At 72.9% G+C, this 20,458-nt stretch carries 18 protein-coding genes; 12 read left to right on the forward strand and 6 right to left on the reverse strand.

Features of this window, described 5'->3' with window-relative positions:
- Nucleotides 1–60: 60 nt before the first annotated feature.
- Genes SPOPO_RS29960 through SPOPO_RS0116085 form a run of 7 tightly spaced genes read left to right on the forward strand, consistent with a single transcriptional unit; the run spans nucleotide 61 to nucleotide 7,951 of the window.
- A complete protein-coding gene (locus SPOPO_RS29960) occupies nucleotides 61–1,167 on the forward strand; it encodes an NAD(P)H-dependent amine dehydrogenase family protein (protein WP_019875895.1) in 1,107 nt (368 codons plus the stop codon).
- Nucleotides 1,168–2,148 (forward strand): hypothetical protein, encoded by a 981-nt coding sequence (locus SPOPO_RS0116060; RefSeq protein ID WP_019875896.1) that lies wholly within the window; start codon nucleotides 1,168–1,170, stop codon nucleotides 2,146–2,148.
- Entirely contained in the window at nucleotides 2,148–3,434 is a 1,287-nt protein-coding gene (locus SPOPO_RS29965; RefSeq protein ID WP_019875897.1) for a cytochrome P450, read from the forward strand. The genes SPOPO_RS0116060 and SPOPO_RS29965 overlap by 1 nt, the downstream gene beginning before the upstream one ends.
- Nucleotides 3,431–4,315 (forward strand): SDR family oxidoreductase, encoded by an 885-nt coding sequence (locus tag SPOPO_RS0116070; protein ID WP_019875898.1) that lies wholly within the window; start codon nucleotides 3,431–3,433, stop codon nucleotides 4,313–4,315. The genes SPOPO_RS29965 and SPOPO_RS0116070 overlap by 4 nt, the downstream gene beginning before the upstream one ends.
- Nucleotides 4,312–5,469, forward strand: coding sequence for an ABC transporter substrate-binding protein (locus SPOPO_RS0116075; protein ID WP_019875899.1), 1,158 nt, complete (start codon nucleotides 4,312–4,314; stop codon nucleotides 5,467–5,469). The genes SPOPO_RS0116070 and SPOPO_RS0116075 overlap by 4 nt, the downstream gene beginning before the upstream one ends.
- Nucleotides 5,466–6,866 (forward strand): NAD-dependent epimerase/dehydratase family protein, encoded by a 1,401-nt coding sequence (locus tag SPOPO_RS0116080; RefSeq protein WP_019875900.1) that lies wholly within the window; start codon nucleotides 5,466–5,468, stop codon nucleotides 6,864–6,866. The genes SPOPO_RS0116075 and SPOPO_RS0116080 overlap by 4 nt, the downstream gene beginning before the upstream one ends.
- Nucleotides 6,863–7,951: an acyl-CoA dehydrogenase family protein gene (locus SPOPO_RS0116085; RefSeq protein ID WP_028984834.1), complete on the forward strand. Its 1,089-nt coding sequence runs from the start codon at nucleotides 6,863–6,865 to the stop codon at nucleotides 7,949–7,951. Before SPOPO_RS0116080 ends, SPOPO_RS0116085 begins: the two co-directional genes overlap by 4 nt.
- Nucleotides 7,952–8,036: 85 nt before the next feature.
- On the opposite strand, the gene SPOPO_RS0116090 is transcribed toward SPOPO_RS0116085, so the two are convergent.
- Nucleotides 8,037–9,521, reverse strand: a complete 1,485-nt coding sequence (locus SPOPO_RS0116090; protein WP_019875904.1) for an aldehyde dehydrogenase family protein — start codon at nucleotides 9,519–9,521, stop codon at nucleotides 8,037–8,039.
- Between the two features lie 41 nt (nucleotides 9,522–9,562).
- Between SPOPO_RS0116090 and SPOPO_RS0116095 the strand changes: the two genes are divergently transcribed.
- Genes SPOPO_RS0116095 through SPOPO_RS0116110 form a run of 4 tightly spaced genes read left to right on the forward strand, consistent with a single transcriptional unit; the run spans nucleotide 9,563 to nucleotide 13,562 of the window.
- Nucleotides 9,563–10,486, forward strand: a complete 924-nt coding sequence (locus SPOPO_RS0116095; protein WP_156869937.1) for a ferredoxin--NADP reductase domain-containing protein — start codon at nucleotides 9,563–9,565, stop codon at nucleotides 10,484–10,486.
- 40 nt (nucleotides 10,487–10,526) lie between these two features.
- Nucleotides 10,527–11,711, forward strand: a complete 1,185-nt coding sequence (locus SPOPO_RS0116100; RefSeq protein WP_019875906.1) for an amidohydrolase family protein — start codon at nucleotides 10,527–10,529, stop codon at nucleotides 11,709–11,711.
- Complete coding sequence (locus SPOPO_RS29970) at nucleotides 11,708–12,337, forward strand: HAD family hydrolase (protein ID WP_019875907.1); 630 nt, start codon at nucleotides 11,708–11,710, stop codon at nucleotides 12,335–12,337. Before SPOPO_RS0116100 ends, SPOPO_RS29970 begins: the two co-directional genes overlap by 4 nt.
- A gap of 49 nt (nucleotides 12,338–12,386) precedes the next feature.
- Nucleotides 12,387–13,562, forward strand: coding sequence for an amidohydrolase family protein (locus SPOPO_RS0116110; RefSeq protein ID WP_019875908.1), 1,176 nt, complete (start codon nucleotides 12,387–12,389; stop codon nucleotides 13,560–13,562).
- 4 nt (nucleotides 13,563–13,566) lie between these two features.
- On the opposite strand, the gene SPOPO_RS0116115 is transcribed toward SPOPO_RS0116110, so the two are convergent.
- Genes SPOPO_RS0116115 through SPOPO_RS0116135 form a run of 5 tightly spaced genes read right to left on the reverse strand, consistent with a single transcriptional unit; the run spans nucleotide 13,567 to nucleotide 19,202 of the window.
- Nucleotides 13,567–14,316 carry a cytochrome c oxidase assembly protein gene (locus tag SPOPO_RS0116115; RefSeq protein WP_019875909.1) on the reverse strand — a complete coding sequence of 250 codons (750 nt, stop codon included), beginning with the start codon at nucleotides 14,314–14,316 and terminating at the stop codon, nucleotides 13,567–13,569.
- A 7-nt stretch (nucleotides 14,317–14,323) separates the two neighbouring features.
- The gene (locus tag SPOPO_RS32955) at nucleotides 14,324–16,177 is read right to left on the reverse strand and encodes a linalool dehydratase/isomerase domain-containing protein (protein WP_019875910.1); all 1,854 of its coding nucleotides are present in this window, start codon (nucleotides 16,175–16,177) and stop codon (nucleotides 14,324–14,326) included.
- 1 nt (nucleotide 16,178) lies between these two features.
- Entirely contained in the window at nucleotides 16,179–16,946 is a 768-nt protein-coding gene (locus tag SPOPO_RS0116125) for an SDR family NAD(P)-dependent oxidoreductase (RefSeq protein ID WP_169577208.1), read from the reverse strand.
- A gap of 59 nt (nucleotides 16,947–17,005) precedes the next feature.
- Entirely contained in the window at nucleotides 17,006–18,034 is a 1,029-nt protein-coding gene (locus SPOPO_RS29980) for an acyl-CoA dehydrogenase family protein (protein ID WP_019875912.1), read from the reverse strand.
- A 4-nt stretch (nucleotides 18,035–18,038) separates the two neighbouring features.
- Complete coding sequence (locus tag SPOPO_RS0116135) at nucleotides 18,039–19,202, reverse strand: acyl-CoA dehydrogenase family protein (RefSeq protein WP_019875913.1); 1,164 nt, start codon at nucleotides 19,200–19,202, stop codon at nucleotides 18,039–18,041.
- Between the two features lie 80 nt (nucleotides 19,203–19,282).
- On the opposite strand from SPOPO_RS0116135, the gene SPOPO_RS0116140 reads away from it, so the two are divergent.
- Entirely contained in the window at nucleotides 19,283–20,443 is a 1,161-nt protein-coding gene (locus SPOPO_RS0116140; protein WP_019875914.1) for an acyl-CoA dehydrogenase family protein, read from the forward strand.
- Nucleotides 20,444–20,458 lie beyond the last annotated feature (15 nt).

The following is a 20,458-nucleotide window of genomic DNA, read 5'->3' on the forward strand; positions in this document are numbered from 1 at the left end:
GGCGTCGAACGGAAGAGAAACTGTAGATGATTTGCGCTCTTCTGGGCTACGGTACGCGGCATGGACACGCATCGGGTCGCGGTGTGGGGCACCGGGGACGTCGGGCACTTCGTCCTGCGGGGTGTCCTCCAGCGGCCCGACCTCGAGCTCGTCGGCCTGCGGGTCTGGAACCCGGAGAAGGCCGGCCGCGACGCCGGCGACTTTCTCGGTTGGGACGCGACCGGCGTCCGCGCGACCACGTCGACCGCGGAGATCCTCGCCGCCCGCGCGGACGTGCTGATCCACTGCGGACCCTCGCGCAACGTCGACGGGCTGCCGGAGTTCCTCGCAGCCGGCGTCGACGTCATCACGCTCGGATCGGCGCGCCTCGCGCACCCGGCCTCGGCGCCGCCGGAACTGCGCGACCCGCTCGCCGCGGCCTGCGCCGCCGGGGGATCGACGCTGTTCTACGGCGGCATCGACCCCGGCTTCGCGGCGCATACGTTGCCGATCACGTTGTCCGCGATCTGCGAGCGCATCGAGCTGCTGACGTCCTACGAGGTCCGCGACTACGACCCGCTGCCGCTGCATCAGCTCGACTACTTCAACTTCGGCCGCGAGACCACCGACGGCGCGCGCTTCTTCACCCCCGGCGGCATCCGCGGGACGTGGGAGGCGCCGCTGCGGCTGATCGCCGAGGCGCTCGGTCAGGAGCTCGACGGCATCGAGGAGTTCTCCGAGACCGCGCCGGCGCCGGAGGACTTCGAGGTCCCCGCGATGCCGATCCCGAAGGGCACGATCGCGGCGGTCCGGTTCGGTCTGCGCGGGATGATCGGCGGCGTCGAGCGGATCCGCATCGAGCACGTCAACCGGCTGCGGCGCGACCTCGCCCCGGAGTGGATGGTGCGGCAGGGGTACGGCGTCCACGTCGAGGGCTCGCCGCGCTACCACCTGCACCTCGACCTGGAGGACCCCGACGGTGTCCAGCCGCGTCCGGCGTTGTGGGGCACGGCGATGTACATGGTCAACGCCGTTCCCGCGGTCGCTGCCGCGGCGCCCGGCCTCGTGACCGTCCTCGACCTCCCGATTCTCCGCGGCGCCACCGTCGGTGGCGAGCACCGGCCGGCCGGCTGGGGCCTGAGCGAACGCATCCGCCGCGGCGAGACCCGAACGACTGGAGCGCACTGAATGGTCACCCTGGTTCCGCAGCGTCGCGGCGACTTCAATCACCAGACGGTGGTGTCCGCGATCGAGGTCAACTTCCGCGAGATGCTCCCGACGTGGACGTACGGGCCGCTGATCCAGGACGGGCTCTACCTGTACGGGTCGTTCCGCACCCCCGAGGGCAAGCTGCACACGCTGTTGCGCAAGGTCGCGAGTGAACTGTCCTACGGGCTCGTGCTCAACGTCAGCGACGGGACGGCGCTGCAGACCTCGCCGCGGCAGCCCGACGCCTTCCGCGGCGGGTCGGTGCGCTTCACCGCCGACGACGACCACTTCCGCATGCACGTCGGGATGGCCCGCTCGCCGGGGGAGCCGTTCCTGCTCGAGGTGAGGAAGGAACCGGCGCAGGATCAGGTCGTCTGGGACGAGGGCGACATCCTCCACCTGGAGGGCTTCATCGTCGGCAACGCCGGCGCGGCGATGTACGACCCGATGCGCGACGGCGGGAACCTCTACTGCTCCTACATGATCCGCGCGAGCGGTCACATCCTCGGCGAGCCCGTCGAGGGGTTCTTCGGCTTCGACCAGCAGCACCTGCGGCCGGGCACGATCTGGCGCACCGCGCCGTACTTCAACGAGCTCGAGATCGCCTGGCACACGATGACGACCGAGTACGACGACGGGACCATCGAGGTCGGTCAGATCTGCCACGGCGGCAAGGACTGGGGCTTCGCCGTGATGCTCAATTCGGACGGGCCGTTCAAGCTGACCACGGACGTCACGTCGAAGATCACCTTCGGCGACGACGAGTTCCCGCGGAAGGTCGAGTACCTGATCGACGGCGAGGAGTGGGACTGGGTCGCCTCGCCGGACGGGATCATGCCGTACTACGCGAAGGATCCGACCTACCGTCCGTGTGACGGCACGACCACCCGCCGCGGCGAGACCCGCAAGGTCGTCTGTTCCGCGGGCTTCCTCGACGCCTTCAACGACGGACGTTCGTAGTGAGCGATCTGCGCACCTGGATCCGCGACGCGGACGACCGCGCCTACAGCGAGCACCTCGCGAAGGCGGAGGAGGCCTCGCCGCGGGCGCAGGTGGCCGAGTTCCACCGGCCGATCGCGGAGGCCCGCGCGCGCTGCCCCGTGCAGCCGCACAGCCAGTCGACGCTCGTGGGTTTCGAGGACTACCGCAAGGCGATGTCGGTGTTCTCCGAGCGGCCGGTGTTCGCGCTGATCGGCCACGGCGAGACCAAGCGTGGGTTCATGGACACCGAGGTGTTCTCGTCCTCGATCCACAACGAGACCATCGCGCAGGTGTGGGGCGAGACGTTGCTCGGCATGGACGGTGAGCAGCACCGCAGGTACCGCAACACGATCGCGTCGGCGTTCCGCAAGTCGGTGCTCGACCGCTGGGAGCGCGACGCGGTCGTGCCGATCGTCGAAGGGCTGATCGACCGGTTCGCCGCCCGGGGCCGCGCCGACCTGATCGGCGAGTTCACGCTGCTGTTCCCGGTCTACGTCGTCGCGGAGATGCTCGGTCTCCCGCGCGCCGACGTCCCGAAGTTCACGTCGTGGGCGGCGGACACGATCACGATCTTCTTCGACCCGCGGACCGCGCTCGCCGCCTCCGCGGCGCTGCAGACCTACCTGGACGCGGCGATCTCCGAGCGCCGCACGGCCCCGGGCGACGACCTGATCAGCCTGCTGATCGAGGCCGAGATCGAGGGTCAGCGCCTGACCAATCAGGAGATCGTCAACTTCTGCCGGATCCTGCTGCCCGCCGGCGCGGAGACGACGGCGCGGTCGACCGGCAGCCTGCTCCTCGGTCTGCTCACGCACCCGGACCAGCTGGAGATGGTCCGCGCCGACGTCGCGGCCGGGTCGACGGCGGTGGCCGAGCGCGCGATCGAGGAGGCGCTGCGGTGGGAGCCGCCGCTGACGTCGGTCAACCGGATCAGCACGCAGGAGACCGAGGTCGCGGGGGTGCGGATCCCCGCGGGCGCGATCGTCGAGTGCAACATGAGCGGCGCGAACCGGGACCCCGCGGTGTGGCCGGACCCCGACCGCTTCGACATCACGCGACCGGCGGCGCAGCACCTTGCCTTCGCGGCCGGGCCGCACCACTGCCTCGGCGTGCACCTGGCCCGGGCCGAGTCGCGCGTCGCGCTGACGACGTTGCTGCGCCGGCTGCCGGGGCTGCGACTCGACCCCGACGCCGCCGTGCCCGAGGCGCTCGGCCTCGGGTTCCGGTCGCCGCGCACGTTGCCCGCTCTGTTCGAGGCGTCATGAGCGGCCTGCCGGTGCCCCCGCCGCTGGGGACCGCGATGCTCCCGGCGGGGACGTTCGCCGGGCAGGTTGTCGCGGTCACGGGCGGTGGGACCGGGCTGGGCAAGGCGATCGCGGTCGAGTTCGCGCGCCTCGGTGCCGCGGTCGCGGTGCTCTCCCGCAAGCCCGAGCACCATGCGAAGGGCGTCGCGGCGATCGAGGCGGTCGGGGCGAAAGCCGGCGCGTTCGCCGTCGACGTCCGCGACCCCGAGGCGATCGCCGCCGCGTTCGACGAGGTCGAGGCCGCGCTCGGACCCGTCGACGTGCTCGTGAACAACGCGGCCGGCAACTTCCCGCAGCCGGCGGAGGACATCAGCCCGCGCGGCTGGCGGGCCGTCACCGACATCGTGCTCGACGGGACGTTCTTCGCCAGTACGGAGTTCGCGCGCCGCTGCCAGACGTCGGCGCGGCCCGGCGCGATCCTGAACATCGCCGCGACCTACGCCTGGACCGGCGGGCCCGGCACCGCGCACTCCGCTGCCGCCAAGGCCGGCGTCGTGAATCTGACGCAGTCTCTGGCGGTCGAGTGGGCACCGGACGGGATCCGCGTCAACGGCCTCGCGCCCGGCCTGTTCCCGCACGAGGACGTGCCGCCGCAGATGCGGGCGGACACGCCGGAGGGCCTGGCGTCGCTGGCCCGGACGGTGCCGGCCGGTCGGGTCGGGCAGCCCCACGAACTCGGCTGGGCGGCGACGTTCTTGTGCTCGCCGTACGCCGCCTACCTGACCGGGCACACGCTCGTGCTCGACGGCGGGAACTGGCTCCGCCGCGGCCTTCGCATGCCCGACTTCCTGCCGGTGCGGGACCAGTTCCCGCCGCCGTCCGACGCGAAGGACCGCTCGTGAGCGAACGTCCGCCCCTGCCCGGCACGCCCCCGCAGCGGCTGTACCACGGCCGGCCGATCGAGCCCTACCGGCTCGGCGTGATCGTCGACCTGCCCGAGCACCCGGGTCTGTCCGACGCGTTCCCGGACATGGCCCAGTTCGCCCTCGACGAGGCGCACGCGCGCGGCATCGTCGAGCGGCCCGTCGAGCTCGTCGTCCGCGAGGTGTACGGCCAGCCGTGGACGAACTCCCACGCGCTGCGCCGCGTCTACCGCGAGCTCGCCGAGCAGGACGTCCTCGGCGTTCTCGGGCCGTTCACGACCGACAACTCGCTCGCGGTGCTCGACCTCACCGAGGAGCTGCGGCTGCCGACGATCTCGATCTGCGGCACGCTCCACTGGCGCGGGCCGTTCGCGTTCGTGATCGCCAACGGCGGCCTGGCCGACGAGCCGTACGTGATGGCGTCGTGGCTCGCGCAGCACTCCCACCGTCGGGTGGCCGTGCTCCGCGAGCGGACGCAGATTGGCGAGGAGTACGCCGAGCACTTCCGTCGGGCGATCGCGCAGTACGGCATCGCCGTGGTCGCCGAGCCGCCGGTGTACCCGTCGATCCACGTCGAGGAGCTCGCGACGGTGCTCGAGGAGTGCCGCGCCGCCGATCCCGATGCGCTCGTGTACCTCGGCCTCGGCGGCATCAACCAGACCGTCCGCCCGGCGCTGGAGAAGATCGGCTGGGATCCGCCGCGGATCCAGACCACCGCGTACGTGTCCGCCGGGTACAGCGAGGAGCGGGCGCGGCGCATCGAGGGCTGGGTCGGGGTCGACCAGTACTCCGAGGAGAACCAGGTCTACGCCGCCGTGCTCGACCGGTTCGAGGCGCGGTACGGCTACCGGCCGGCGAACAGCGGCGGGACGTGCGGGTACGACATCGGGCACTGCTTCGCGGTGGGCCTGGGGCGGATGCGGACGGCAAGTCCCTGGGGTCTGCGGGACGGTCTGGAGACGATCCGCCGCCTGCCGGCGTGCACCGGTGGGCCGGGGACGTCGATCACCTTCGGGCCCGAGGATCATCGCGGGCTCAAGGGCCCCGATTTTCTGATCCTTCGTCGGTCGGTTGACGGGCGGAGTGTCCTGGAGGGGACCGCGCCGGTGTCGGGCTGGAACCAGCCGTCATGAGAGTCCTCGTCACCGGGGCGACCGGCGCGTTCGGAGCGCCGTTGTGCGAGGCCCTCGTCGCCGGCGGGGTCGAGGTGCTCGGCATGGCCCGTCGCCGGCCGGCCAACTTCCCGGCGGGCGCCGAGTTCGTTCCCGGCGACATCCGGGACGCGAACGCCGTCGACGCCGCGGTCGCCAAGGCCGACCGCGTCGTGCACCTCGCGTGGTTCATGGGCGTGGCGAAGGACCGGGAGGCGGCCGAACGGATCAACCTGGACGGCACGCGCAACGTCATCGCCGCGGCGCGCCGGCACGGGACCGAGAAGCTGATCTTCTCCTCGTCGGTGACCGCCTACGGGGTGACGCCGGGTCACGGGCCGTACCGAGAGGACGACGAGCGCCGACCCGACCCGGAGCTGCAGTACGCCCACCACAAGATGGTCGTCGAGGACGAGTTGCTCGCCAGCGGTGTCCCGCTCGCGATGGTGCGGCCGAACATCGTGATCGGCCGCAGCGTGTCCTCGATGTCCGTGGCCGTCCTCGCGACGCCGGTGCTCGTCGGCGTCCGCGGCGAGGAGAACCCGTTCCAGTTCGTCCACCAGGACGACGTGATGCGCTTCCTGTACGCGGTGACGACAGGGGAGCGGACCGGGCTGGTCAACCTCGCCGACTCCGGGACCGCGAGCCTCGAACGCGTCGGCGAGATCCTCGGCCGGCGTGTGGTGCGATTCCCCGCCGGGATGCTCGGCCGCAGCATGGACGCAATGTTCCGGCTCGGCCTGTCCGACGTCGACAGCGTCGCGCTCGACATGCTTCAGGAGTTCCCGGTCGCGGACACCACCGCGCTGCGCGAGCAGTGGGGGTTCCGGACGACCTGGTCGATGGAGGACGCCCTGCGCGACACCCGGCGCGCGATCGCGGGCGTCAACGTGCTGGGGACGAAGTCGGTTCGCCGCCGCGACGCTCCGGTGCTGCCGCCGGTGGGTGGCGCCCTCGGCTCGGTGGCGAGTCTTGCGCCGGCGGTGGTGCGGACGGTCTCCGACATCCTGCCCGCCTCGCCGTTCCGCGACGACCTGCTGGCCCGCGCGGCCGGGGGCTGGGTCCAGCGGCGGAGTCACGACCGGCGGCACGTCGCGGTGTGGGCGCAGCGCGAGACCGCGTTGCTGCTCGGGCCGCGGCCGGGCGCGGACGACCCGCAGGTGGCGGTCGGCCGGGTTCATCAGCTCAGCGACCTGCTCGTCGATCTCGTCGCCCTGGCGACGGACGAACCGGCGGTGCTGCCGCAGGTCCGGACCGTCGCCGAGGCGCTGGAGCGGGCGGTGCCGCCGCTCGCGTCCGCGGTCGACCGTGAGCCGTGGGCGGCTCCGCTGGGCGAGCTCGTCTCCGCCGTCCGGACCGGGCCGACGGCGTGGCGGTGAGCACGGCAACGAGCATCGTGGAGGAGTTCGCCGCGTTGGTGGCGCAGGAGCTCCCAGCACACCGGCGCGAGCACCCCGACGAGTCGTGGGCCTCGCGGGTCGCGTGGCAACGACGGCTGCACGCGCACGGCTGGGCGGCGCCGGGGTGGCCGGTCGAGCACGGTGGCCGCGGTCTCGGGGCGGCGGAGCGGGTCGCCGTCGAGGCGGTCCTCGCGCGGGCCGGGGCGCCGATGGTCGCGGGCGTCCTCGGGATCAACAACGTCGCGCCCGCGCTGATGGCGTTCGGGACGCCGGAGCAGGTCGCGCACCTGCCGGCGATCCTCGACGCCGCCGAGATCTGGTGCCAAGGCTTCAGCGAGCCCGAGGCGGGGAGCGACCTCGCCTCGCTGCGCACCCGCGCCCGCCGCGACGGCGACGCATATGTGATTGACGGTCAGAAGGTCTGGACCTCGCAGGGCGTCGAGGCGACGCACTGTCAGCTACTGGTCCGCACCGACCCGGACGCGCCCGCGCACAGAGGGATCTCGGCGCTGCTGGTGCCGATGGACACCCCCGGCGTCACGGCCCGGCCGTTGCGCCAGGCCAACGGAGCGACCGAGTTCGCGGAGGTCTTCTTCGACGGCGTCCGCGTCCCGGCGTCGGCGCTGCTCGGTGCGGAGAACGACGGGTGGCGCGTCACGATGACGACGCTCGCCCACGAGCGTTCGGGCCAGGTCGCGCTCGCGCAGGCCGTCGAGGCGGATTTGCGCCGCGCGCTGGGCCTGCTGAACCGTCCGCTCGACCCGATCGAGCGCGACCTCGTCGGCCGCCGGCTCGCCGAGGCCCGCGTCGCCGGGCTGTTGGGGGAGCGGGCCCTGCTCGCCGAACGTCCCGGCCCGGCCCAGTCGGTGGTGAAGCTCGCGTGGAGCCTCGCCCGGCGGCGGATGACTGAGACGGTCCAGGACCTCTCCGGCCCCGCCGGCCTGCTCGCGAACCACGCGTCGTCCGAGTACCTCTACGGCCGCGCCGCCACCATCGCCGCCGGGACCACCGAGATCGTCAAGGACCTCCTCGCCGACCGCGTCCTCGGCCTCCCCCGCCGCTGACCCGCCTTCGATGCGAAGAAAGGGTGACACCCCTTACTGCGCAGTAAGGGGTGTCACCCTTTTTTCACAGGGGCGGCGAGGGTGGTCAGCCGGCGTGCCACTGGATCGTCTTCTGCTCGGTGAACTCGTCGAGGGCGCCCTCGCCGAGTTCGCGGCCGAGGCCGCTGCGGCGCCAGCCGCCGAAGGGGGCCCAGGGGCTCATGCCGCCGGTGCCGCCGTTGATCGAGACGTTGCCGGTCCGGAGGCGGCAGGCGAGGTCGTAGGCGTGGGCGGGGTCGCCGAAGACCGCCCCGGACAGGCCGTACTGCGAGTCGTTGGCGATCGCGACGGCCTCGTCGTCGGTGTCGAACGGGATCGCGAGGAGCACCGGGCCGAAGATCTCGTCCTGGGCGACGGGGCTGGAGTTGTCGAGGCCGGTGACGAGCGTCGGCCGGTAGTAGAAGCCGCGGTCGAGGCCCTCGGGGCGCGTGCCGCCGGCGACGACCTCGCCGCCGCCGGAGCGCGCGAGCTCGACGTAGGACTCGACCCGCGCGCGCTGGGACTCGCGGATCAGCGGGCCCATCACCGTCGACGGGTCGCGGGGGTCGCCGACGGTCACCTTGTCGAGCCCGCCGGCGAGCATGCCGACGTACTCGTCGAAGCGGCTGCGGTGGACGAGGTGCCGCGTCCACAACGCACAGCCCTGCCCGGAGAACGTCGCGGCCTGCGCGACGCCGCCGGCGACGGCCTGCGCGAGGTCGGCCTCCGGCAGCACGATCATCGCGGACTTGCCGCCGAGCTCCAGGAGCACGCGCTTCATCGTCGGCGCGGCCTGGACGAGGATCTGCTCGCCGACCGCATCCGATCCCGTGAACGTCACGGCGTCGACGCGGGGGTCGGTCGTCAGCTGCTGCGCGACCTCCAGCCCACCGGTGACGACGTTGAGCACACCGGGCGGAAGCTCGGCCTCCTCGGCGGCCCGCGCGATCAGCAGCGCCTCCAGCGGCGTGTACGGCGAGGGTTTGAGCACCAGCGTGCAGCCGGCAGCCAGCGCCGGCGCGAGCTTCATGACGTTGAGGAAGAACGGGGCGTTGAACGGCGTGATCGCGGAGACCACCCCGATCGGCTCGCGGCGCAGCACGCCGGATCCGAGGACGCGGCCGTGCCGGCCGGTGATGGTCGTCGCGGGGAGCGGGGTCTCCGGCCGCCAACCGTGCAGGTGCTCGACGAACCACTCGAGGTGCCGCAGCGGGGTGTCCACCTGCGCGCGCCGGGCGGTCATGGCCGAGGTGCCGACCTCGTCGATGACGACGTCGGCGATCGCGTCGGCCCAGTCGGTGAAGACGCCGAGCAGCCGCTCCAGCGCCGCGCCTCGCTGACGGGGCGTCAGCTGGGGCCACGGCCCGGTGTCGAAGGCGCGGCGGGCGGCGGCGAGGGCGAGGTCGGTCTCGACCGTACCGCCGACCGGAGCCGACGCGATGGCGGCCTCCGTCGCGGGGTTCAGCACCGGTTCGCTCGCCGCGGTGGGCACCCAGCGCCCGTCGACGTAGAGCCCGTCGAAGACGCGCAGGTCCGGGGCCGCAGCCGCCATCGGTCCTCCTCGAAGTCCGCTAATCATTTACACTGTAACCCGTGCCTGCACCTGCAGAACGACTCGTTGCGGTGATCGGTGCGGGCCCCGCGGGGCTGGCCGTTGTCGAGGCCCTGCTCGCCCGGGCGAACTCCGCACTCGCCGTCGAATGGCTCGAGCGGTCCCCGCGCCCCGACGCGATGCTCCGCCACGGTCCGGCCTCCGGCGCGGAGGTGCTCCGCGGCGTCGCCCGCCGCCTCGCGGCCGTCCTCGCCGACCCGCGCGTGCGCTTCCGCGGGAACGTCTCGGTCGGAACCGACCTCTCCTGGGACGAGGTGCGCGACCGCTGCACCGCTGTCGTCGCCGCCACCGGGGCCCCGGCCGACCGGGCGCTGCGCATCCCCGGCGCGGACGCGGTCGGCGTCGGGACGCTCACCTACCTGCGCGCCGCCCGCGCGGGGAGTGCGGACACGTACACGCCGGCGATCGACCCGGTCGTCGACGCCGCCGTCGCCCTCGAGCCCACGGCAGCGGACGTGACGGACCTGCTCGCCGGGGTCCCGCGCGTCGAGCTGCTTGCCGGCGTCGAGCTGGTCGGCATTGTCGGGCGCAACCGGGCCCGCGCGATCCGCGTCGCCGAGCGCGGCCCCGACGGCCGCCTGCGCATCCGCGACCACCGCGCCCAGCTGGTCCTGCGTCCCCACGACCCGCGCGCCGCCGACGCCCCGCCCGCCGACGTTCTCCGCGCCGGGTGGGTCGGCCGCGACCCGGTCGTCGGCGGCTCGCACCGGGAGGACGCCGGCGCGGTCGTCGAGGCGGTGATCGCCGCCACCACGCCGGCCACCGGGCTCCCCGAACTCGGCACCGGGCTCGGGGCCTGGGACCCGATCACCGAGGTGGAGACGCTGCTCGCCCGGTTCGCGGTGGAGGGGACGCGGCCGCTCGCCGACTACGACGCCCTGCTCGCGGATGCGGACGACGACTGATCCTCTGCACAAACTGCGCGAATCATTTACACTGTTGCGCATGCCTCTGCAGGACTGGATGAAGCTCGTGTCGGTCGACGACCACGCGATCGAGACCGCCGACGTCTGGACCTCGCGGGTCCCGGCGAAGTACGGGGACGCGATCCCGCACGTCGAGGAGGTTGAGGTCGACGCGGCCCGCCTCCAGCTCGGCGCCACGGCGCACGGGCGCGTGCAGACGTGGGTCTACGCGGGCAAGCAGTACCCGCAGATCGGGCTGAACGCCGTCGCGGGCAAGGACCCGCGGACCTGGGACGTCGAGCCCGCCCGCTACGACGACATGCGCCCCGGCTGCTACGACCCGGTCGCCCGGCTCGCGGACATGGACGCCGACGGCGTCTGGGCCCAGCTCTGCTTCCCGAGCTTCGCGCGGTTCGCCGGCACCCGCTTCCTCGAGGGCGACGACCGCGCCCTCGCGCTCGACTGCATCCGCGCCTGGAACGACTGGATGCTGGAGTACTGGTGCGGCGCCGCCCCGGACCGCTACGTGCCGGTCTGCGTCCTGCCGCTGTGGGACGTCGACGCGTGCGTCACCGAGCTCCGCCGCGCGATCGACCTCGGGGCGCGCTGCATCTCGTTCCCGGAGAACTGCTCGCCGCTCGGCCTCCCGTCGTTCCACACCGACCACTGGGACCCGGTTTTCGCCCGCGCCGAGGAGGCCGGGATGCCGCTGATGATGCACTTCGGCACCTCGGGCCGGACGCCGTTCGTCAGCCCGGACGCGCCCACGCCCGTGACGATCACTCAGATGGGCCTGAACAGCATGTCGGCGATGGCGGATCTGCTGCTGTCGCGGACGTTCCACCAGTTCCCGGCGCTCAAGGTCGCCTTCGCCGAGGGCGGCACGGGCTGGATCCCCTACATGCTCGAGCGCATCGACTCGGTCTGGGAGCGCCACCGCTGGTACTCCGGTGTGGACGTCGAGACCCGGCCCTCAACCCTGTTCGCCCGCAACGTCTGGGGCTGCTTCATCTCCGACCAGGCCGGCATCGACTTCCGCCACCGCATCGGCGTCGACCGCATCACCTACGAGAGCGACTACCCGCACTCGGACAGCCTGTGGCCGCACTCGCGCAAGCACCTGGCCGAGGCGCTGATCGACGTCCCCGACGAGGAGGCGCACCGCATCGTCGAGCTCAACGCGTGTGAGCTCCTCGGCTGGCGGCCCTGGGCCGAGTCGGCATGACGCCGGCGGCGCCGGTCGCGCTGTTGTGCGACTACGCCGGTGTCCTGACGACCTCGATGTACGGCGCCGCCCAGCAGGTCTGCCGGGAGTTCGGCGTCGACTACCCGCACTTCCGTGCGACCCTGCGTGCGCTGCGCGACGTCGACGACCCCGTCGAGCGCATCGAGTGCGGTGAGGTCGTCCGTACCGAGTTCCTGGAGCAGTTCCACGTCCAGCTGACCGAGTCGCTCGGCGGCCTCGACGGCGAGCGGTTCCTCGACCGGATGGCCGAGCTGATCCAGCCCGAGCCGGGCATGAACGCGGCCGTCGAGCGGCTCCGCGCCGCGGGGATCCCGACGGCACTCGTCAGCAACAGCTGGGACAACGCCTACCCGCCGGAGGTGCTGGCGCGCTTCGACGTCGTGGTCCTCTCCGGCGAGGTCGGGTTGCGCAAGCCCGACGCGGACATCTTCGAGCTCACCGCGAAGCAACTCGGCGTCGAACCGGATCAGTGTGTCCTCGTCGACGACTTCGAGGTGAACACCGCCGGGGCCTCGGCCCTCGGGATCCGCACGATCCTTCACACCGACGTCGATGCGACGCTCCGTCAGCTCTCCGCCTGGTTCGGCGTCTCCCTCGCGCTCTGACGCCGAGGTACGGTAGGAACGGCCGATCGGCTCACCGAGGAGCGGTCCCATGCCGCTGCAGGACTTCATGAAGCTGGTCTCCGTCGACGACCACGCGATCGAGACCGCGGACGTCTGGACCTCCCGCGTCCCCGCGAAGTACGGGGACGCGATCCCGCACGTGGAGGAGGTGGAGGTCGACACCGTCCGGCTGCAACTGAACGCGACGGCGCACGGCCGGGTGCAGACGTGGGTCTACGCCGGGAAGACCTATCCCTCGATCGGGCTGAACGCGGTCGCGGGCAAGGACCCGCGAACCTGGGACGTCGAGCCGGCCCGGTTCGACGACATGCGGCCGGGTTGCTACGACCCGGTCGCGCGGCTCGCGGACATGGACGCCGACGGGGTGTGGGCCCAGCTGTGCTTCCCGAGCTTCCCGCGCTTCGCCGGGACGCGTTTCCTCGAAGGTGAGGACCGCGCCCTGGCGCTCGACTGCATCCGCGCCTGGAACGACTGGATGCTGGAGTACTGGTGCGGCGTCGCGCCGGACCGGTACATCCCCGTCTGCGTGCTGCCGCTGTGGGATCTCGACGCGTGCGTGACCGAACTGCGGCGCGCGATCGACCTCGGGGCGCGCTGCATCTCGTTCCCGGAGAACTGCTCGCCGCTCGGGCTGCCGTCCTTCCACACCGACCACTGGGACCCGGTTTTCGCCCGCGCCGAGGAGGCCGGGATGCCGCTGATGATGCACTTCGGCACCTCGGGCCGGACGCCCTTCGTCAGCCCTGACGCCCCGGCCCCGGTCGTGGTGTCGCAGATGGGCTTGAACAGCATGTCGGCGACGGCCGACCTTCTTCTCTCGCCCACGTTCCACAAGTTTCCCCGGCTTCAGGTCGCCCTCGCGGAGGGCGGGACGGGCTGGATCCCGTACCTGCTCGAGCGCATCGACTCGGTGTGGGAGCGCCACCGCTGGTACTCCGGCGTCGACGTCGAGACCCGGCCCTCCACCCTGTTCGCCCGGAACATGTGGGGCTGCTTCATCACCGACCAGGCCGGCATCGACCTCCGCCACCGCATCGGCGTCGACCGCCTGCTGTACGAGAGCGACTACCCGCACTCCGACAGCCTGTGGCCACACTCGCGCAAGCACCTCGCCGAGGCGCTGACCGACGTCCCCGACGACGAGGCCCACCGGATCGCCGAGCTCAACGCCTGCGAGCTGCTGCGCTGGCGGCCCTGGGTCTAGCGCCTCAGGGCTGGACCGCGGGCGGCATCCGGAGCCGGACCGGGGGAGCGGGAGTCGTGCGGCGGGCGGCGTCGAGGCGGGCCAGCAGCGGGATCATCACCCCGAGGTCGACGACGAGCATCAGCAGGCCGGCGAGGCGCTGGTCGGCGACGACGGAGAGCCCGCCGAGTCCGTCCGTGCCGCCGTGCATCGGGTCGGTCGTGAGGAGCAGCGCGAGGCCGAGGAGCGCGTTCGCCTGTCCGGCGAGGACGAGCGCGATCTGCCGTGCGGCCGGTGGAGCGACGCGGTGCCCGGTCCCGAGAACGCATCGCCAGAACAGGTAGCCGGTCGCGAGGACGCTGATCGCGCGCACGATCTCCCACGTCGTCTCCTCGACCGCGCCGTGGACGTCGGGCAGGTGCCAGAACCACATCACCGCGGGAGCGGCGAGGGTGGCGGCGAACAGCAGCCGCCGAGCGCCGGGACGCGGCCGCGGATCGTTCGCCGGCAGCGTCAGCGCGAGCACCAAAGGCACCAGGACGCCGAGCGCGACGAGTTGCGTCATCAGCACGAGGTGCGAGCCGGTGCCGTCGTGCTGATGCCCCGTCACGGGAGCGGTCAGGCTCCGCGCGATCGCCCACGCCGTCCCGAGCTCCACGACGGCGACGCCGAGCAGCAGGCCGAGACTCGGCCCCCGCGACCGCGCGCCGTCGCCCAGCCCGAGCAGCCGCCGCAACCGGGCGATCATCATCGCCACGAGCAGGCAGCAGGCCACGGTGGCCCTACCCGGCCCGCAGGTCGAGGGTGGTCGGGCCGGTCAGCCGCACGCGGTGCTGCGCGCGCCCGTCCGCGTCGGCGGCGAAGGACTCGCCCGCGAGCCGGTACGTCGCACCGGGGCGCAGCCGGTCGAACGCGAGGTCGGTGTCGGTCGCCTGGCCCGCGACGTCGAGGACGAACGACGCCCCGTCCGGGGTCGGGTACGCGGCCCGCAGCACGACGTCCGAGCGCGACACCGCCGCCAGGCGCGGCCCGTCGTACCGGCTGCGGCCGGTCAGGGCGGCGTGCAGCCCACCGGGAACGCCGAGGCGGCCCATCGCCGTCATGTTCCGCGTCATGCTGGACAGCCCCGCGCGGTTCCCGGCGGCGTCGGCCGGCCAGGTGCGATCGATGGTTCGGATCGCGTCGTCGGCGATGTCGACGTCACCCATCTCGCGGGCCGCGGCGGCCAGCACCGAGTGCGCGGCGGCGGTGTTGCGGCGGTAGTTGCCGGGGTCGAGGTTGTCGAGCGGCGTCGTCGTGAGGCGGACGAGGCCGTCGTCCCCGATCCGGACGAACTGATGCCGGTAGATCGCCCACTGCCGCGCGGCGATGTCGGGGTAGAGGCCGTGGAGCAGAAACGTCACGTACAGGTCCGAGGCCCGCGCGGTGCCGGGGAGGAAGGCACCGAGGTGTTTGCTCCGCACGACCTTGAGTGAGCCGTCCCGCAGCGTGAACTCGCGCTCGAGCGTCTCGCGGAAGCGAGGGCGCAGGTCCGCGCTGTACTGCGTGCCGGTCGCGGAATCGTGGGCGGTGAGACCGGAGAGCGCGATGACGTTGCAGATCAGGTACGTCCAGTTCGGCTCGCACGGGTACGCGCAGACGTAGGACTCGGCCATCTGGCGCGCGACCTGCTCGGCGATCGTGTCCGCGTCGTAGGCGTACCGGTGCCGGCCGTCGTCGAAGGTGAGCGCGCCGGGGGAGCGGAATCGCTGGTCGCCGGTCGCGGCCTCGTAGAGCCCGATCGACAGCAGGAGATACCCGCTGAGCATGACGTTCTCGCGGTGGATGGGATCGGGGTCCCAGCGCAGGTTGCCGACGAGGTTCTCGTACCGCCAGTACGTCCACACCTTCGGCGCGAGGTGCTTGACGATGAGGTTCCGCTGCGCCTCGCCGAGCCACCCGTCGAACGCGGGGTACCGGCCGGCGTGGGCGAGCGAGAGTGCCCACCCTGCGGTCGTGAGCTGGTACCGCCAGGCGGCTTCGCGGAACTGGTCGATGGTCGTGAAGCCCTCGAAGCTGTCCAGCGGCTGCAGCGCGAGATCGGTCAGCGGGCGCAGCGCGTCGAGGTCGGCGTCGGTGAACGGCTCCGGGGCCGGCGGCGTGGGGACGGCCCACGAACGGTTCGTCAGGACCTCGTTGAGTTCGCGCCCGCGGCGCCGGGCCACGCTCTGCTTCGCCCGGTCCGCCACCGCGGCGAGGGCGACCAGCAGGACCACGGTGACCGGGACCGCGAAGCGCGTCTCGTCCGCACGGCCGTCCGCGGCGACGGCGCCGAGCAGGGCGGCCGTCGCCCAGACCAACGGGGGACCGAGCACGATTCCGACGAGCAGCCAGCCGAACAGCGCGGCGAGGAACAACCCGGCCGCGACGGGGGCGAGCCACCAGAGCTCGCCCATCAGCAGCCCTGCGCCGGGGAGGGCCAGGCCGGCGCCGATCGCGGCGACGCGGTCGTTGCCGAGCGCGATCAGGGCCAGCGCGAGACCTTCGAGGGCGAGGAAGGACAGCAGCGCCCGGCGGACGATCCGCGCCGTGTTCGGTCCCCGCGCCGGGGCTTCCGGGTCCAGCAGGGGCAGGGGACGTTCGGCGACAGCCGTCATGTCAGTCCACGAGGTCGGCGAGGCGGGTGTTCTGGACCTTGCGCATGATGGCCGGGCTGATCCGTTCCGCGATCGCGCCGCCCTTCGCGACGGCGCCCGGCACGATCATCAGCTTCTTGCGTGCGAGGCCCTTCTCGATCCCGGCGACGATCTTCTCCGGCGTCGTGGCCATCGAGCGCTTGCGCTTCTTGGGGTCGGCGAAGAAGTCCTTCGCCATGGGTGTCGCGACCGCGGCCGGGCAGACGATGCCGATCGTCACGCCCTGGTGGCCGTGCTCGTGGTGCAGGCTGACGAGGTAGTTGATGACGGCGGCCTTCGTCGCGCCGTAGGCGGCCATCTTCTTCGGCGGGACGAGGCCGGTCGCGGAGGCGAGGATCGCGAACTCGCCACGGCCGCGCGCGAGCATCAGCGGGAACACGGTGTCGACGAGGTTCACGACGCCGAAGAAGTTCACCCGCACCATGAGTTCGACGTCGGCCTGGGAAACCTCGAGCGTCGGACCGACGCGCGCGATGCCGGCGCTGCCCAGGACGTGCTCGATCGGCCCGACCGCCTCGATCTGACGGACCGTCTCGGCGAGGGCGGCCCGGTCGCCGACGTCGGTGTTCCAGGGCATCACGGCGGTCCCGAACTGCTCGACGACCGCGTCGAGGTTCTGCTTCGCGACGTCGATGACCGCGACCCGGTACCCGCGCTGGACGAGTCGGCGCGTGGCCGCGAGGCCGATCCCGCTGGCGCCGCCCGTCACGAGAGCGATCGGCTGAGCCATCTGGACCTCCATCTGGTACCGGCTGGTTCCAGATCAATCGTAGGTGCTGGGCGGGTGTTTCACCAGGCCCGAGCGGCGGGTCCGTCGAGGACCGCGGCGCGCACGTCGGCGGCGTCACCCAGCCGGGCCCGCAGTCCGTGCGCCCGCCGGAGCCGCAGGTGCGCGTCGACCTCCCAGGTGAAGCCCATGCCGCCGTGGTTCTGGATGTCGTCGCGGGCGTTCGTCACCGCCGCGTCGCTCGCGACCAGCAGCGCGCTCGCCGCCAGCTGCCCCGCACCCCCAGGGGGTGTCACCCTTTCGTCGGGGTTTTCCACAGCGGCGAGCGCGGCGAGGAGGGCCAGCTGGGTCGCGGCGTCGGCGCGGGTGGCCATGTCGGCGCAGCGTTGCTGGACCATCTGGAACGACCCGATCGGGCGGCCGAACTGCTCGCGGACCGCGGTGTGAGCGACGCTGGCCGCGACCGAGGCCTGGGCGAGGCCGGCCAGGTAGGCGGCGACGAGGACGGTCGCGAGCGTCCAGGCCGCCGGGCCCTCGGCGTACCGGGCCGCGGCGTCGACGGCGACCCGGGCCGGGCGGGCGCCGGGGTCCATCGAGTCGGGCGTCGGCTCGACCGTCACGGCCGCCTCGACGAGCGCCGCCCCGGTGGGGGAGAGGACGAGCCAGGCCGCGGCGTCCTCGCGGTCGTCGGTGCGGAAGGTCCCGGTGACGCGGGGACCAAGTGCTGACGGTGCGTCAGCAACCCCGTCGGCAACGAGGACGCCGACGGGCAGGCCGCCGATCAGCTCGGCGGACGGGAACAGGGTCGCGGCGACCGTGGTCCCGAGATAGGGCCCCGCGGTCAGGGTGCGGCCGAGCTCGCGGTGGAGCAGGGCGAGCTCCCCGGCGCCGAGGCCGAGACCGCCCGCCTCCTCGGGAACGGCGAGGCCGAACCAGCCCTGGGCGGCGGCCTTCTCCCAGACGCCGGCGTCGCGAACGGGGCCGTCGGCGCGGGCGCGGAGGGCCGCGGCGGCTGCCGCCGGGTCGAGCAGGTCGACGGCGGCGTCGACGATCGCGCGCTGCACGTCGTCGGGGACGAGGTCGAGAGGCATCGGCTCACCGCCCCCGGGGCAGACCGAGGACGCGTTCGGCGACGATGCCGCGCTGGACGTCCTTGGTGCCGGCCGCGATCGTCGTCGCGAACAGGTAGAGGTAGTCGTGGACCCACGGGCTGCCCTCGGCCAGGCCCTCGAGCCCGCGCAGGTCGACGGCGAGTGCCGCGACCCGCTGCTGCAGTTGCGAGAAGAGCAGCCGGACCATCGACGCCTCCGGCCCCGGCTGCGAGCTGCGGGCGTTGCGGCTGATGACGGCGAGGGTCATCGCCAGCACCGCGTGCGCCTCGGCGCGGGCGGTGGCGAGACGCTCGGCGAGACCGGAGTCCTCGATCAGCGCCCGGCCGGCGCGGTCGGTCCGGGTCCGGGCGAGGTCGACGAGCTCGTCCACCCGGGCGACCAGCTCGACCTGCTCGGGGAGGAAGCCGGTGCCGCGCTCGAAGGAGAGCGTCGACATCGCGACGCGCCACCCGTCGTCGACGGCGCCGACGACGTTGGTCAGCGGGATGCGGACGTCGTCGTAGAAGACCTCGCAGAAGTCGTCGTGCCCGGTGATCGTGCGGATCGGGCGGACCTCGATGCCGGGGGTGTCCATCGGGCACACGACCCAGGTGATCCCGTCCTGGCGGCGCGCGCCGGTGGACGTGCGCACGAGCAGTTCCTGCTGCTGGGCGTGGTGGGCGTAGGACGTCCAGATCTTCTGGCCGTTGACGACGAGGTGGTCGCCGTCGATCACCGCGCGCGTCGAGAGGCCGGCGAGGTCGCTGCCCGCGCCGGGCTCGCTGAAGCCCTGGCACCAGATCTCCTCGCCGGAGAGGATCCGCGGCAGGTGACGCTGCTTCAGTTCCTCGTCGGCGCAGGCGATCAGCGTCGGGCCGGCGTGCGCGTTGCCGACGAAGCAGACCCCGGTCTCGGTCGGCGCCCCCGCGCGGGCGTACTCGGAGTACCAGATCACCTGCTGCACGAGCGAGAGCCCGCGGCCGCCGTACTCGGCCGGCCAGGAGATGCCGGCCCACCCCGCGTCGAACTGCCGGCGCTGCCAGGCGACGTCGAACTCGACCATCGCCGGACCGGCCGGTGGGCGGCGCTCGCGGGGCGCGTTCTCGGCGAGCCAGGTCGCGACCTCGTCGCGGAAGGCGCGCTCGGAGGCGTTGAGGGTGAGATCCACGGCGCTCCGGTCGGGGTGCGGCGTCGGCGGAGGATCGCCAACTGTGAAGATGATTTTATCTGTTCGGGTACCCTAGCGCCATGGTTGACCTGGCGGGGCGAGACGACGCGGAGGCGGAGACCGAGCTGCGCGCGCGCCTGCGCGACCTGGTGGCCTCGCACCTGCCGCCCCGGCCGAAGGACAAGGCCGAGCGGCTCGCCTGGGCCCGACGCTTCCAGGCGGCGCTGTACGACGCGGGGCTCGCCGCCCCGTCGTGGCCGGTCGAAGCGGGCGGCATGGGCCTGACCGTCCGGATGCAGCTCGTCCACCACGACGAGCTCGCGAAGGCGGGCGCGCCGTCGCACCCCGCGCCGATCGGGTTCATCGTCGGGCCGACGCTGGTCGCGGTCGGAACCGAGGCCCAGCGCGAACGCTTCCTCCGTCCCCTGCTGCGCGCGGACGAGCTGTGGTGCCAGGGCTTCAGCGAACCGGGCGCCGGCAGCGACCTCACCGCGCTCACGACCAGGGCCGTCCGCGACGGGGACGACTACGTCCTCACCGGGCAGAAGGTCTGGACGACCGGTGCCCAGCAGGCCGACTGGATGTTCGCGCTCGTGCGCACCGGCCCGGCCGGCCCGAACGGGGCGGGCATCACCTACCTGCTGCTGCCGATGGACTCCCCGGGCCTGCAGGTCCGGCCGTTGCGCGACATCACCGGGACCGCGCACTTCGCCGAGGTGTTCCTCGACGAGGTCCGCGTCCCGGTCGCCAACCGCGTCGGCGCCGAGGGGGAGGGGTGGCAGGTCGCGCGCACCAGCCTCGGCTTCGAGCGCTCGACCGCGTTCGCCGCGGGGGAGATGAAGAGCCGCGCGCTGCTCGAGCGGATCGTCGGCGTCGCCGCCCGGACCGGTGCGCTCACCGACCCGCTGATCCGGCAGGAGATCGCCCGCGCCGAGGCCGACGTCCGCATCTCCGGTCAGCACAACGCCCGTGCCCTCGCCGACGCGCTCGCCGGCCGCGCCCCCGGGCCGCTCTCGAGCCTGAACCGGCTCGGCCGCGCCGAGTCCGAGCAGCGCCTGCACGAGCTCGCGCTGCGGATCCTCGGCCCCGACGCCCTCCTCGGCACCGGCCCCGACGCCCCCGACCGCGGCGCCTGGGCCTACGGCTACCTGATGACCCGGGCCTCCACCATCGGCGCCGGGACCTCCCAGATCCAGCGCAACACCCTCGCCGAGAAGGTCCTCGGCCTCCCCCGCGACTGACCGCCATGGAGATGA

It is taken from the genome of Sporichthya polymorpha DSM 43042, from assembly GCF_000384115.1.
Lineage (GTDB): Bacteria > Actinomycetota > Actinomycetes > Sporichthyales > Sporichthyaceae > Sporichthya > Sporichthya polymorpha.